This window comes from Shewanella rhizosphaerae (assembly GCF_019457655.1).
Lineage (GTDB): Bacteria > Pseudomonadota > Gammaproteobacteria > Enterobacterales > Shewanellaceae > Shewanella > Shewanella loihica.
The window spans coordinates 2278027-2292115 of sequence record NZ_CP080420.1 but is presented as its reverse complement, the minus strand read 5'-3'; the positions used below and the strand labels follow the sequence as shown (position 1 = coordinate 2292115).

The 14089-nt window shown below is 48.5% G+C and carries 10 protein-coding genes; 3 read left to right on the top strand and 7 right to left on the bottom strand.

Features of this window, described 5'->3' with window-relative positions:
- Window positions 1–1155: 1155 nt before the first annotated feature.
- The 5 genes from K0I63_RS10205 to K0I63_RS10185 all read right to left on the bottom strand — a co-directional run bounded on the left by K0I63_RS10205 (window position 1156) and on the right by K0I63_RS10185 (window position 6084).
- Window positions 1156–2055, bottom strand: a complete 900-nt coding sequence (locus K0I63_RS10205; protein WP_220080969.1) for an AraC family transcriptional regulator — start codon at window positions 2053–2055, stop codon at window positions 1156–1158.
- Window positions 2042–2698, bottom strand: coding sequence for a flavodoxin family protein (locus tag K0I63_RS10200; RefSeq protein ID WP_220080968.1), 657 nt, complete (start codon window positions 2696–2698; stop codon window positions 2042–2044). Before K0I63_RS10200 ends, K0I63_RS10205 begins: the two co-directional genes overlap by 14 nt.
- Window positions 2699–2834: 136 nt before the next feature.
- Complete coding sequence (locus K0I63_RS10195; RefSeq protein ID WP_220083343.1) at window positions 2835–3770, bottom strand: alpha/beta hydrolase; 936 nt, start codon at window positions 3768–3770, stop codon at window positions 2835–2837.
- A 72-nt stretch (window positions 3771–3842) separates the two neighbouring features.
- Window positions 3843–4757: an alpha/beta hydrolase gene (locus K0I63_RS10190; protein ID WP_220083342.1), complete on the bottom strand. Its 915-nt coding sequence runs from the start codon at window positions 4755–4757 to the stop codon at window positions 3843–3845.
- 391 nt (window positions 4758–5148) lie between these two features.
- Window positions 5149–6084, bottom strand: coding sequence for a GGDEF domain-containing protein (locus K0I63_RS10185; protein ID WP_220083341.1), 936 nt, complete (start codon window positions 6082–6084; stop codon window positions 5149–5151).
- Between the two features lie 312 nt (window positions 6085–6396).
- Between K0I63_RS10185 and K0I63_RS10180 the strand changes: the two genes are divergently transcribed.
- Complete coding sequence (locus K0I63_RS10180; protein WP_220083340.1) at window positions 6397–8799, top strand: Lon protease family protein; 2403 nt, start codon at window positions 6397–6399, stop codon at window positions 8797–8799.
- A 181-nt stretch (window positions 8800–8980) separates the two neighbouring features.
- Here the strand turns inward: K0I63_RS10180 and K0I63_RS10175 are convergent, their stop codons facing one another.
- Together K0I63_RS10175 and K0I63_RS10170 are read right to left on the bottom strand one after the other, a co-directional pair.
- The gene (locus K0I63_RS10175; protein ID WP_144199304.1) at window positions 8981–9901 is read right to left on the bottom strand and encodes a manganese-dependent inorganic pyrophosphatase; all 921 of its coding nucleotides are present in this window, start codon (window positions 9899–9901) and stop codon (window positions 8981–8983) included.
- 235 nt (window positions 9902–10136) lie between these two features.
- On the bottom strand, window positions 10137–10703 hold the full coding sequence (locus K0I63_RS10170) for a GNAT family N-acetyltransferase (protein ID WP_220083339.1): 567 nt from the start codon (window positions 10701–10703) through the stop codon (window positions 10137–10139).
- Window positions 10704–11078: 375 nt separating this feature from the next.
- Here K0I63_RS10170 and K0I63_RS10165 point away from each other — a divergent pair, with 375 nt between their 5' ends.
- Window positions 11079–12221, top strand: coding sequence for a serine hydrolase domain-containing protein (locus K0I63_RS10165; protein ID WP_220083338.1), 1143 nt, complete (start codon window positions 11079–11081; stop codon window positions 12219–12221).
- 96 nt (window positions 12222–12317) lie between these two features.
- Complete coding sequence (locus K0I63_RS10160) at window positions 12318–13724, top strand: Xaa-Pro dipeptidase (protein WP_258406988.1); 1407 nt, start codon at window positions 12318–12320, stop codon at window positions 13722–13724.
- Window positions 13725–14089: the final 365 nt, after the last annotated feature.

Below are 14089 nucleotides of genomic sequence, written 5' to 3'. Positions count from 1 at the left end.
TTTTAAAAGCACTCAGTTTAAACATCTAAATGTCAGGCATTCCATTAATGCATTCAGAGTAACGCACCGAAACGATCAAACCGGCAAGCCTGGTTGGTTCCTAACTAACACCCGTAACACTAAGAGCATCTAAACTAACTTTAGCTTTCCAAGTGCTTGCTAATTGAAGGCTATGTCTGCACTAGCTTTAGTAGTTCGCAAAATTCTTGCGTAATTAAACAAATAGCTGACCCAGGGAAAATCCTACAAAATTTTCACGCGTCGCTACGTGCATGAAATGACTTAAACAAGGGGATTACCCGCCAGATTTCACGTAGCGACGCCTAATGATTGAGCAATCCATGGCAAGTAAAACCCTGGATGCTGATTAGAATGCTCCACAGAAAGAATACCTCAATGCGATAGATACCATTAAGGACTTTAGAAAAGCTAAGACGATTCTTTAACGGACTGCCTAAAGGCCAGTAGCTGAATTAAAATATCGACTCGGAGCACTTGTTGAGATGCCAGTCTTAGTAAGTTCGCTTTGTATGAAAAAGTATAGCGATATTGTAGCAACTGTAACTCAGCCAAATGAGTTGAATCTCTGTTGCCATAAAAAGAGCTAGCACTGATAAAAGAAAGAGAAAGGACTTAGTATTATTCAATGAGTTCATTCTATTGGGCGTATTCGAGACAGATAGCTTTCAAGCTATAAGCCGATAAGGCAAAATTAAAAGTGAAAGTAGAAATGGCATATAGGCTAGTCTTTGTAAGATTGATATCTGGCTCACTCTCCACCACAGTCTTAGATACATGATCATGCGCACAATGTATATTATGTTAAATAAGATGTGTGAGGTTAATTTATTTCCGGAAAATTCTAGGCATTTTCATTCAAACTGAGATTCTCGTTCACCGCATAGCTAATTTGATAATCCACCACTCTGCTACAGCGCTTCACAAGATTGCTGTGTTAGACATTGAGGATTTACGCTAGCAAGGCTGCTGCGACACAGTAAGAAAGCTTGATGATTTGGTTGGGATTTAATTGGCTCAGATTCTGAGTTTAAGTGAACATTTCCATGGAGGTTGTCATAAGCCTGCAGATGACCCTTTTCCGACACAAGTTACCCGCCGCAATGCCGTGCACCACTCTAGGACACAGCTTATTCATTACGCCTGACGTAATCGCTGGATATCCTTTTGTGGAGGAAGCCCAAATAGCCGACTGTATTCACGGCTAAATTGAGATGGGCTTTCATAGCCAACGACTCCGCTTGCTTGGCTGGCATCCAAACCATTTAACAGCATCTGGTCCCTCGCTTCCTGCAGGCGCAGATGCTTGAGATATTGCAATGGGCTGCTACCCGTCAATGCTTTAAAGTGTTGCCGAAAGGCAGATGCACTCATATGGGCTTTGTCGGCTAATTCATTGATGCCTATCGCTTGAGCGAAATTTTGCTTCATCCAAGCCACTATCTGTACGATTTGCCTGCTCGGCGAGCCAACCGACGCCAAATGTCGCAAGTGCATTCCGTGTGGGCCATGGAGCAATCGAATAACGATTTCCTTTTTATACAGTTGCGCCAAGCTTTCGATATATTCAGGCGTGTGATGTAACCCCAGCAAACGGCTCATCGCATCACACAATCCAGTATCGATATCTTGGGTAGAAATGGCTTGATATCTAATGTCTTTGGATGGTCTTTCCAGATTAAGTTCAGTGCAAGTCTGGGCAATTAATCCATAGTCCAACTTCAAGACTAAACCGATAAACGGATGATGCCTTGTCGCTTCAGTTACATGGGAAATGACAGGCAAATCAAATGTCGTCAGCATAGATTGTCCTGCTTTACAGACGCGCAAACGGTCGTCGATAGCGACTTGTTTACTGCCTTGCAAGATAAGCGACAGACTCAAGGTATAGATACAGTGCAGTGGCTCGGTCGGGTTGTTTCTGATGTGAAGCGTCAGGCCAGGGATGCTGGTGTCATGGTCACCTTCCCTTCTCCCGTAAGCAAATGCTTTATCTGCTAGAGATTGAATCATGCTGTTACCGCTAGTAATTAACATAGACATGCCCTACTTGCTTGACCTCGGTTGATTGCGCGTCAAATTCTTTCAGCATCCGCCGCTGTGAAATTTGGTCGCCCATACGTCCTCGTTTTACGTACCTGTGCTTGAATGATTTGGCGCCTTTAGCAAAAACCAATTTAGCAAAATCATCAATGTATTGCTGCTTAAACTTGCTGTTGAAGGTATTAAAGAGCAGGACGTTTTTGCCTGTAAAATCATTGTCTTTGACAAACTGCCAAATCGGTGGTGCCGGGCTATAGAGCCAGATAGGCGAACCTAGATAGACAGTTTCATAAGGCTCGAGATCAATATTCGATGGCGAAATGTCGGCGACATTGCTTCTTGCGTCTTTCAGCGCGTTAATCCAGCCCGGGATCCCAAGGTGGTAACTCTCGGCCGTGATCTCATACACATGACCCGCGGTTTGCTGCGCAATATGGTCCGAAAGGACGCCAGTATTGCCAGAGCGGGAGAACACCACAATAGCCGTATTGACCTCGGCCACTCGACTGGTCGGTGTGCTGGATAGATGCGATCTATTTTTGGCGTCCTGGGCGTTTTCAATCTGCGTCACGACTAAGGCAATTAATGTTACTAATGCGAGCACGATCAGCAAACCAATCAATATCCAACGACCCATAGTTGCTTCCTTTGTTACTTTTGGCTATTTATCGCTAAAGCCAATATGCCTTAGCGCAAACCCGCTGCCTTGTAAAAAGAGAACGTGCCCTCGTCAGTGTTCAGGACACGTTCACCTCTTTGGTTAGCGGCGTTGGTTAGAGGTGTTGGCTCAGGAAAGGACCAATTTTCTCTATTGCCAGACTCACCGCTTGCGGATGGTCATACAGATCGTAGTGGGACCAATCTTGCAATTCGACCAACTGGCGGTCTTTGGACACAATTGAGCGGCCATAGATCTCGTGTCCGTCACGATACGCGCCAAATGCACCTACTTTTTGACCGACAACTGCCATCATTGGTTGCGTCATCAGGGTTTCTACAAAGGCGAAAGCATCCCAACTCAGCGTTTTTTGCGCATGAGAGAACAACATACGCGTTGCCCCGCCCTCGGCCTGCCCTCTGGGTGTTTTATAGTAATCCGTGGCTTCGAACAGATCGCGTTCGGTCATTCCATTTTGTTTTGCAAAATCAGGACTCGGCGGCAGAAGCTCATTGACCTGTAGCTTCTCGCCCCTCGCTTCAGCAGTGCGCTGGGTGGCCATAGCTTCTAGTGCTCCGATTGGATTGTACTGGCTGAATCCTTCTCGGAATAGACGTCCCAAATTTACCGGGGTAATACCAACAACCGCCTTCAAACGCTTTTCTGTCAGAGCGGAACTGAAGATATAAGCGCCGCCACCACAGATACCAAGACCACCGATTCTGTCTTCGTCGACATAAGGTAAACTAACCGCATAGTCAATCACACGGCTGATGTCTTCGACCCGTTGGCTTGGGTCTTCGACGTAGCGAGGTGATCCGCCAGATTCGCCCTGAAAACTGGCGTCAAAAGCGATCACCACGTACCCCAGCTCAGCCAGCGCTTTACCGTACACGGCACTGGATGTTTGCTCTTTACAGCTACCAAATGGATGGACACTGACCATAGTTGGGTAGCGTTTTGACTCGTCAAAGCCTTCCGGCAACAGAATGAGTGCCGCCATATCCCAGGCCATATCTGCATTTCTGAATGTCACTTTTTGGATGTTCATAATGAAAGCCTTATCTGATAGAAAGGCCTAGTAGCACTAAGCCTTTCTATTGGTTAATACTTTGGCGCGTGGTTACAGCGTGCGCTGGAAGAATGGTGCTAGCACACCGATAGCTTCGGCAATTGGGGACTCACCATCATAGAGATCCATGTGATTCGCGCCGTCAACGACATACATTTGTTTGTCGCTACTGGCCGCGCGCGCCATCAAGTCTTCACTCATCCACTTACTGCCGGCATCACTACCGACAATGGTAAGCAGGGGTTGAGTCAAAAAGGCCTCTGCCTTGAAGAACGCATCGTAGGTAATGATTTGCGTCAGACTGCGTGCTGTCGCAAAGCCCGGTGCAGTGCAATAAGCCGCGCGATCGGTGTGGTAGTATTCCCACGCTTGGCGGAGTTCTTCGTTAGGTGCGTCTTCTTCTTTTAACGGTGCCATCGGAATGGTGGCAATTTCTGCGCCGCTAGCATCTGACGTTCTGGCACCAGAGCCTGCCTCTATGTATGGCAAAGCGTCGCTATCCTTAACATTGTTATCCCAGCCGTTGCGGAACATCTGACCGATATTAACCATACTCACGGTAACGACCGCTTTAATGCGGCGATCGTTTATCGCTGCATTGGCTGTGTAACCTGCGCCCGCACAGATGCCCATGGCTCCAATGCGATCGTTGTCTACATAGTTCAGCGTTGTAAGGTAATCAATCACAGCGCTAACATCTTCGGTGCGCACATGTGGGTTTTCCAGCTGACGGGGGTCACCTGTGCTTTCGCCCTGATAAGAAGCATCATATGCGATAGCGATAAAACCGTTTTCGGCCAGTTTCTTGGCGTAAGTGCCCGCAGTCTGTTCTTTTACACCGCCGCCAGGATGAGAAACGACGATCGCTGGGTAGATTTTGCTTTCATCAAAATCTGCAGGGAAGTTGATTAGCCCAGCTAGGGTGATATCTAGGCCATTGGTATTTGGAAAGGTAACTCGGTTCATCTGCTTTACTCCGTACTCGTTATCGGTAGCAGGAGAGAAATTACCTTCAAGTATCTGCCCTCCCGACTTACGATTCAGTATAGGAATCACAGCAGAGATGGGTTTGCACAAAGTGATTTATTGATTGCCTAAAATGACATATTCGCTCAAAGATAAAATAGGAGCTAGATAAACAATTGCGGTTAAGAAACAGAATTTTATCAGAAAATTAAATAAGCGTGACAGCCTGGGCAGGATAAAAACGCCAAAGTATCAGTGTTACCAAGAGAATCTTAAATTAGCGTCGTAGGATTTACAAGCCATGAGACGCTTAAATGGGGCAGAACGAGTATTAGCCTGAAGCAACGTTAGCAACTTAAATTTCCAAATAATAACGAACCAAGTTAGCCAGCTACCAACTTACATTATCGCGACCGGCATCCTTTGCCCTGTAAAGCGCAGCGTCTGCATCGTGTAGCATCTGCGTCAGGCTCTTACCCGGCTCAAACGAGCTTAGGCCACAGCTAAAAGTGATCTGCAGTGAGTCATCACCGATCTGAAAACGATTTTGTCTTATGGCGTCACAATAGACCTGCGCGCGGACCTCAAGATAAGTCTCGAAGTCTTGGTCCGTGCCAAAGGGACGATTAACCAAGACGACAAACTCTTCGCCGCCCCAGCGCATCAGCACATCTTCGGGATCCTGCTGTTGCTTTAAGGTCGCCGCAATATGGCGCAATGCATCATCGCCGACCATGTGGCCGTAGGTGTCATTGATCAACTTGAAATAATCGACATCGATAAGGATGACGCCCAGTTCTCCTTGCTGCTGACTACATGCGTGATATAGGCGCTCGCCAATGGCGATACCTTCGCGGCGGTTGTAAAACTGAGTGAGATCGTCATAGATAGCATGGTGTGTCAGCTGGGCTTCCAGGGCCTTTAACTCTGTGATATCGAATATCACACCGATTAGGCCGGCCACCTCACCACGATTGTCGTTAAAACTTGTCTTATGAAAACGCACAAAGACAGAATCACCTTCACGGGTCTTTATCTGTTTCTCATAGATCTGCACGCCAGGATTGTCGAATAACGCCTGATCGGCGCGTTGGTATACTTCGGCGAGCTCTTCGTCGAAAAGCTCATAGACGCTCTTACCAATTAATTCGTCCCGGGTGAGTTTAATGAAGGATTCAAATGCCTTGTTGCAGCCCAGATAGACGCCTGCCTTATCTTTATAGAAGATAGGCACAGGTAAGGTATCTAATGTCAGTTGCAACAGATAGCTGTCACTGGCCAGACATTGGAGCAGATCTGGGTGTAGATTGGGCGCATCATACGGCATATTTAGGGTCTCTTCTTGTTTAATTTGACGTTCCCTGTACCTAACAAGAGTATAGTTGTGTTAACTACGAGTGCTATATTAACAAGTTATCTCGGCGCTGCGGGATTTATCGGACCGTTTTTGTGGTCCTGAATCGTCAAAATAATCATCTTGAGCCGCTTTACTTCGAAAGCGTTAGCGATTTGTACAGATATTGAGCGAACAAATCAATTGGCGCGCCTAAATACCTCTTTCAACATAAAAAATGATTGTAAATTGAAAAATGAGCTGCCTACACTGGGGTTAACATTTGTCATATGAGGGCACTCGCCTATGTCCATTTCTCCTCTTGCCAGTGACAAGCTTTATCGTTCTTCTACACTTGCCCTACTCGATCCAAGCATTAAATCGACTAAACAGCTGACGCCGCTCAACGAAATTGTCGGTCAGGAACGCGCTCAACAGGCGGTAGAATTTGCCATGTCGATGAAAGATAAGGGCTACAACATCTACGCCATCGGCCGAAATGGTCTGGGTAAACGTACTATGGTAATGCGTTACCTGGACAGATATGACCCCAACGGGCATCATCAACTCTTTGATTGGTGCTATGTGGTGAATTTCGAAGATGCCCGTACGCCTAAGGTGCTTAAGCTACCTCGTGGACAGGCCCAGGCCTTCAAGGCTGATATCGAAAACTTGATGAAGCGCCTGGTTAAGGCCCTGCCCTTGGCCTTTGACAATGAGCTCTACTATTCGCGGGCCGAAAAACTAAAGACACAGCTGGCCGAGAAGCAAGAAGCGGCGCTGGGGCAGATCACCAAAGAAGCGGCCGCCAAGCAGATCAGCCTGTCCATCAATCCCCAAGGCAGCTACGAGCTGGTCGCCATGAATGGTGAGGAGCCGCACACCGAATCCAGTTTTGCCGAGCTAAGCAGCAAGGAACAGGCGAAGCTCGAGAAAAATATCGGGTCCCTTGAGTCTAAGCTTAGGGAAGTCGTGCGCAAGTTTACCGCCTGGGAAGAGAGTTATTCGGACAAGCAGCAGAAGCATGATGAGCAGGTGGCTCAGGAAGTTTTGGTGCATCTGCTTGACTCCCTAAAGGAGCGTTACGCGCAATATCCCGAGGTGAAGGCCCATCTTAATGAGATGCACAAAGATATCTTAGACAATCTGGATATCTTCCTCGAGCAAAATGAGGAGCAGATCGCCCTCTCCTACGCCTCCCTGGCTAAGAAGATGCCGAGGCGCTATCAGGTCAATGTGTTAGTTAATCATGCCGATATCCCTATGCCCATAGTGATTGAGGAGAGCCCTAACTATCACAACATCTTCGGCTACATAGAAAACGCCACCTATAAGGGCACCATCTTTTCTGATTTTTCCTTGATCCGCCCAGGCAGTCTGCATAAGGCCAACGGCGGCGTGCTGATGATTGACGCCATCAAGGTGTTGGAACAACCCTACGTATGGGACGGCTTGAAGCGCGCCCTGCGCTCTCGTAAGTTGAGTCTCAGCTCGTTAGAGCGTGAGGTGACGCTATCGGGTACCATCTCGCTGGACCCTGAGGCCATACCATTAGATGTGAAGATCATTTTGTTTGGCGATTATCAGACCTATCAACTGCTGCAACATTATGATCCTGAATTTAAAGAGCTATTTCGAGTCACCGCCGACTTTGAAGATGAGATGCCGCGTACCGATGCCTCCGAGGTGCAGTACGCGAAATTTATCTCTAGCATAGTGGTGGGCAACAAGATGCTGCACTGCGACCGCGGTGCCATAAAACGCGTCATAGAGTTCAGTGCGCGCCAGGCCGATGCGCAAAATAAGCTATCCCTGCACTCGGCCGATATTGCCAACCTGCTGCGGGAATCTAATTATGTGGCCAGGACGAGTAAGTCGAATATGATCCGCGCAGGCCATGTAGAGCAGGCACTGCATAATCATGAACTCAGGGTCTGTCGCCTGCGTGATCATGTGATGCAGAGCTTTATCAATGGCACCACGCTCATCGATACCCAAGACAGTGTGGTAGGTCAGATCAATGCCCTGTCTGTGGTGGCAACCTCGGATCATCAATTCGGCGCCCCAAGTCGTATCACCGCCAGTGTCTCACTCGGTGAAGGCGCCGTGTTCGATATCGAGCGCAAGGTAGAACTCGGCGGGCAGATCCACTCCAAGGGGGTGATGATTCTAACGGCGTATCTCGCGACGATTTTCGGTCAGACGGATAAGATACCGCTAACCACTCACCTCACCTTCGAACAAAACTATTCGGGTGTCGACGGTGATAGCGCCTCAATGGCGGAACTGTGCGCCATCGTATCTGCCTTTGCCAAGGTGCCACTGCGCCAGGATGTAGCCATCACAGGTTCGATGAACCAATTCGGTCAGGCACAGCCCATTGGCGGGGTAAATGAGAAGATCGAGGGCTTCTTCGATGTCTGTAAGATCAAGGGACGTCATAAGGGCCAAGGAGTGATCATTCCGCGCACCAATGTGCAAAATCTGATGCTTAGAGCCGATATCGTCGACGCCGTGAGCAAGGGAGAGTTCTCCATCTGGGCAATCGATCATGTTAATGATGCGCTTGAGATCTTAACGGGTATTTCGGCGGGTGAACGTGATTTTGAGTTCGAAGATTATCCGAAGGACAGCCTCTACGCCATGGCCGATGCCAGATTGCAGAAACTGAGGGACCATGTAAAGCGTACCCAAAAGGCTAAGGTTTAAGAACAAATACTTAAGGAATAAGAGTAAAAAGCTGATTTGAGACTAGAACCCAAATTGTTAGCCAATAAAAAAGCCGGTACTAGACCGGCTTTTTTAATTTTCTCAATCTCTTAGCCACTTAGCCACTTAGCCACTTAGCCACTTAGCCAATGCTAAGAGCATTGCCAATAAGCCTAAGCTATTAAGCGAAGGCTTCTTGCAGCGGAGGAACCACTTGCTTCTTACGGCTGAGTACGCCATCTAACCATACGCGGCCATTTTCAGTTGCTTTTCCATAGGCGCGCTCGGTGAGGTCAGCATCATCAGACACGACCAGCATCTCAGAGCCTTCTTTCATAATATCGGTCAGCAGCAAAAGCACGCTGTGGCGATTGCCTTCAGCCTTAAGCGCCGCGATATCGGCTTCGAGTTCAGCCTTAACCTTATCGAATACTGATAGATCGATAACTTCAAGCTGACCAATACCAACTAGGTTACCGTTCATGTTGAAGTCTTTAAAGTCACGCATCACAAGATCGCGAACCGGCGTGCCTTCGACGGCCGACTTAACCTTGAACATCTCCATGCCAAGCGCCTTGTAGTCTTCGATACCGGCGATCTCAGCCAGGGCTTCGACACACTTGATATCGGCCGTGGTGCAAGTTGGCGACTTGAAGATCACTGTATCGCTCAGGATGGCGCACATCATGATGCCGGCGATATCTTTCGGGATCTCGACATTGTAGAAGTCGTACATCATCTTGATCACTGTGTTACTACAGCCCACAGGACGGATCCAACACTCAAGCGGTGTAGAGGTCGTCAGGTCGCCCAGTTTGTGGTGATCGACGATGCCGACAATAGTCGCCTCGGCAATATCATCCGGTGCCTGGGTCAGCTCAGAGTGATCAACGATATAAACCTGCTCACCGGCGTAGTGCTCTTTATACAGCGGGGCTTCAAAACCAAAGCGTTCCAGGATAAAGGCGGTCTCTGGTGATGGCTCACCCAGTCTTGCGGCAATGGCTTCTTCACCGATCTGGTTTTTAAGGTAAGCCAGTGCAATCGCACCACAAATTGAATCTGAATCTGGGATCTTATGACCCACAACGTACATTGGCATAATTAACTCTCACAGTAAATTTTGCGGCATTTTACCAAAAGGAAAATCAATTTACATTACTCCCCTGCCTTTAATTGGTTAGACGCTAGTCTAATGCTGGGGTTCAAGATAAATGTAACGCCCCAATAGGGGCTAAATAAACGCTAATATGGATAGCCTAGCGGAAAATGCCCTTTATCTTAGGTTTATCGGCTAGATAAGGTGCTAGACCTTGGTGCCCAAAAGCTAGCTTGCTTTAAACCGCCATTCTGTATAACACCACCTCAACCTCGCCCTCCGGGGTGTCGACGCTAGTGTTTTTAATATACTCCATGCCAAGCTTGGTCATGATATTGATTGACCCCTTATTATCCGGGTCGGCAATGGCGCTGAAATGCCTAACAGGGTTGCCAGTAGACTGAGAGTGTTTTACCAAAGCCTGGCAAACGGTCTTAGCCGCTTCTGTGGCGTAGCCCTTACCCCAACTGGCCTGGGAAAATCGCCAACCCACCTCGAGATCCTCAAGTTTTGGCGTATCGGTATAGAAATCCATCGGCCGTACCAGGATCCAGCCGATAAAGGTATCGCCAAGGTCCGATTCGCTGGCTAACGTAGTAACTTTCCACAGACCCCATCCCGTGTCGCTATTGGAAAAGCCTTGGATACGCGGGATGAAATAGTCCTCAATCTCGGCCATGGTCGATGGCTTGCCACCATTGATGTATCGCATTACCTCGGGATCTAGATTTAAATCATAGAGTAACTGGGCGTCTTGCTCGGTGATCATCTCAAATCTTAATCTCTGGCTATCGGCTATCTTCATCTTTTACTCCCTTATTTCCAACAGATAACGAACCGAGCATCATAACCTTGGGATAACAAGCAGGTAAATAGAAACCTTACTTAGTGTCTAGTAGCGTTAGATTTCAAACCCTTGTCGCTTAACCTTAGCTTGCTAGCTGAATTTCCTTGCTGGGTTTGCCGAACAATTGCGCAGTTACCAGATTGTTACACCGCCACGACTTACATCTTCAACCACCTTTAGTTAGTATGGAGTGAACGTCAAAGTCATGACAGAGATTGTGATTTTGACGCGCCCTTTTTCTAAAGGGCATGATTTTTAAGATAATAACTAATACAAATGTACATAATTTACAGACGTTGATCGTTTCACTTTGTTTATTCGGGTAGCTTATTCATGTCTTTCAATACGGCCCTGTTGTCATTCGCCGTGTGCTGCTGCGCACTCCTTTTCAATGCCTCGACAATGGCCCAGTCTTATCAACACCTAGGCAAAAGTTTTCAGCAAAATTTTAAGAAGCAGCTAAAGGCGAACAAAGTGCCCGGCGGCGCCTTTGTGATAGTCCAGGGCGACAACATAGTTACTCTGGATACCTATGGTAAACGCCATCAAGGCGGTAGCAAGAAGATCAATGCCGACACTGTGTTTCGCCTGGCATCCGTCTCAAAAACCTTTGCCGGGGCGCTGGCGAGTCAACTGGTACACGAACATAAACTCAGCTGGCAACAACCTATCAATCAATACCTTCCTGACTTTTCCCTGGCTAAGCCTGCCGATAGTCAGGCGATCACCCTGGGGCATGTGATAGGTCAAAGCACGGGCCTGATGCCAAACAGCTATGATAACCTGGTTAATGCCAACGTTAAGTTGAATAAGATCATTCCCAAATTTGCCGAGCTGACCCCCATCTGCCCACCGGGCGTCTGTTACAGCTATCAAAACGTCGCCTTCTCTTTTATCGAGCAGGCGATCGAACAGGAAAGCGGCCAAGCTTATGAAGAGTTGATCGACAAGCGTATCTTCGCCCCACTTGCCATGGAGACGGCCTCTATCGGCTATGAGGCCTTTACGCATACCAGCAACCGGGCCGAGCCTCATATCAAAACGAAACATGGATTTAAACAGGTTAAGGTAAAACCTAACTACTATCAGCTAGCGCCAGCGGCTGGCGTCAATGCCAGTATCAAGGATATGGCTAAGTGGCTCATGGCCAACATGGGGCATGAACCTAAGGTGCTCTCGCCTCAGGTGCTTGAAGATATCACTACCCCAGGGGTTCGCACCACTAAGGAGCTGCGCCGCCGCGATTGGAAACCCTATCTTGACGATGCTCACTATGGCAAGGGCTGGCGCATCTACCAGTTTAACGGCCATCGGCTGATCTATCACGCCGGTTGGGTCGCAGGTTATGTGACCGAAGTGGCCTACTCACCTGAGCTGGACCTGGGGATCGCCATCTTACTCAACGGAGAGTCACGGATTATCAGCGCTCTCGGCGCAGAGTTTTGGCAACAAGTGTTCGCCACTAAGCAAAGTTAACGGCTAAGGACTGACGTTAAAACTTACTCGTCTATTCGACCCAATATGACTTAAGATGACTCTTGCGTTACCCATTAATAACAATAAGGAAAACCTATGATGTCGCAGCGCCCCTATGATGATTCTCAGCAAGGAGCATCTTTGTCCCTGCTTGCCCTAACCAAACCATTGAGCGCACTTGCGCTGGCCTTGGCGCTAGTACTGCCTAGCTTTGCTCAAGCTCAAGCCGAAAATCAAGCAGAGGCCCAAGTTCAGGCCCAAACTCAGCAACAAGAGCAAGATACCTTGCTACTTGCCAAAGGCTATGTGGACGTCGCTAAGGGAAAGACTATCGAAGATGTAGCCATAGTGGTGCGCGGCAATCAGATTGTCTCGGTCGGCCATCAAGGCAGTGTGGCTAAGCTAGGTAATGTGGCTATGCAAGGCGATTATCGAGTGGTCGACCTTAAGGACAAGTATCTGCTACCTGGGGTCATGGATATGCATGTGCATCTCTCAAGCGACGCCGAAGATAACTTTCTCGAATCGATGAATTACTCCATTCCGAGACAGACGGTGAAGGCCGTTAAGAATGCCCGCAGCACCCTGATGGCAGGTTTTACCACGGTTCGGGACTTAGGGGCATCAGGCTACTCGGTTATCGCAACGCGCGATGCCATCGACGCTGGTGAGATCCCCGGGCCCCGCATCTGGGCCGTTGGCCATGCGCTGAGTATCACTGGCGGCCATTGTGACGATAACTTTGCCGCGCCAGAGGCGCATAGTGTCGCAGCTGGTGTCGCCGATGGCCCCTGGGCTGTCAGGCAGAAGGTGCGCGAAAATATCAAATATGGTGCCAATGCTATAAAGATCTGCGCCACCGGCGGCGTTTTTTCAAAGGGAACCAAGGTCGGCGTGCAGCAATATAGCGAGCAAGAACTGGCCGCGGCGGCCGACGAAGCCCATCGCCGCGGTTTAGTCATTGCCGCCCATGCCCACGGCACCAGTGGCATCAAGGCCGCTATTCGCGCCGGCATAGATAGCATAGAGCACTGCAGCTTTATGGATGAGGAGGCGATTAAGATGGCGGTTAAAGCCGGAACCTACCTCTCCTGCGATATCTACAATACCGAATATACCCTGGCCTTTGGCGAAGCCAATGGCGTCCCTCAGGCCAACATAGAGAAAGAGAAACAGGTCTCTAAGGCCCAGCGTGATAGTTTCAGACGCGCCACCTTAGCCGGGGCCAAGATGGTGTTTGGCTCGGATGCGGCCATCTATCCCCATGGTGACAATGGCAAACAATTCTCGCGTATGGTTACCTTTGGGATGACGCCTGCCCAGGCGCTGCAAGCCGCGACGGTTAACAGTGCGGCGTTGATCCAGCAAGAAGATAATCTCGGCCAGCTCAAACCAGGCTTTTATGCCGACATCATCGCCGTGGATGGCGATCCGTTAGCGGATATATCACTGATGGAACGGGTAAGTTTCGTTATGAAGGATGGCGTGATCTACAAAGATTAGTCTTTAGGGGGCATTTGTCTGTTGGCTAGTTGTCTCAATAGTGAATAAGTCGGCAAGTTAATAGGTAAATGTCCCTATGCGTATCCTTGCTTCTCAGGCTCGGCCAGTAGATACAATAAGCGTGTCAGTAAGATGAATAAAGATAGCTTGAGATGCAAAACACCTATCTCGAACATCTAAGCTGCGCTAACTATAATTCAGGTCCCAAATCTCAGGCGAGCCGTGTAACACTCAGCTCGCCCCAACTTTGGCAAAACGCCCAACGATTTTGTTTGCAAAAATAGATGGCCTGATACCTGTTGTAGCTCACGGTATCGAGAGCAATAGCCTGATTTGAACTGTAATCAATTTGGCTTGGTGTCCCA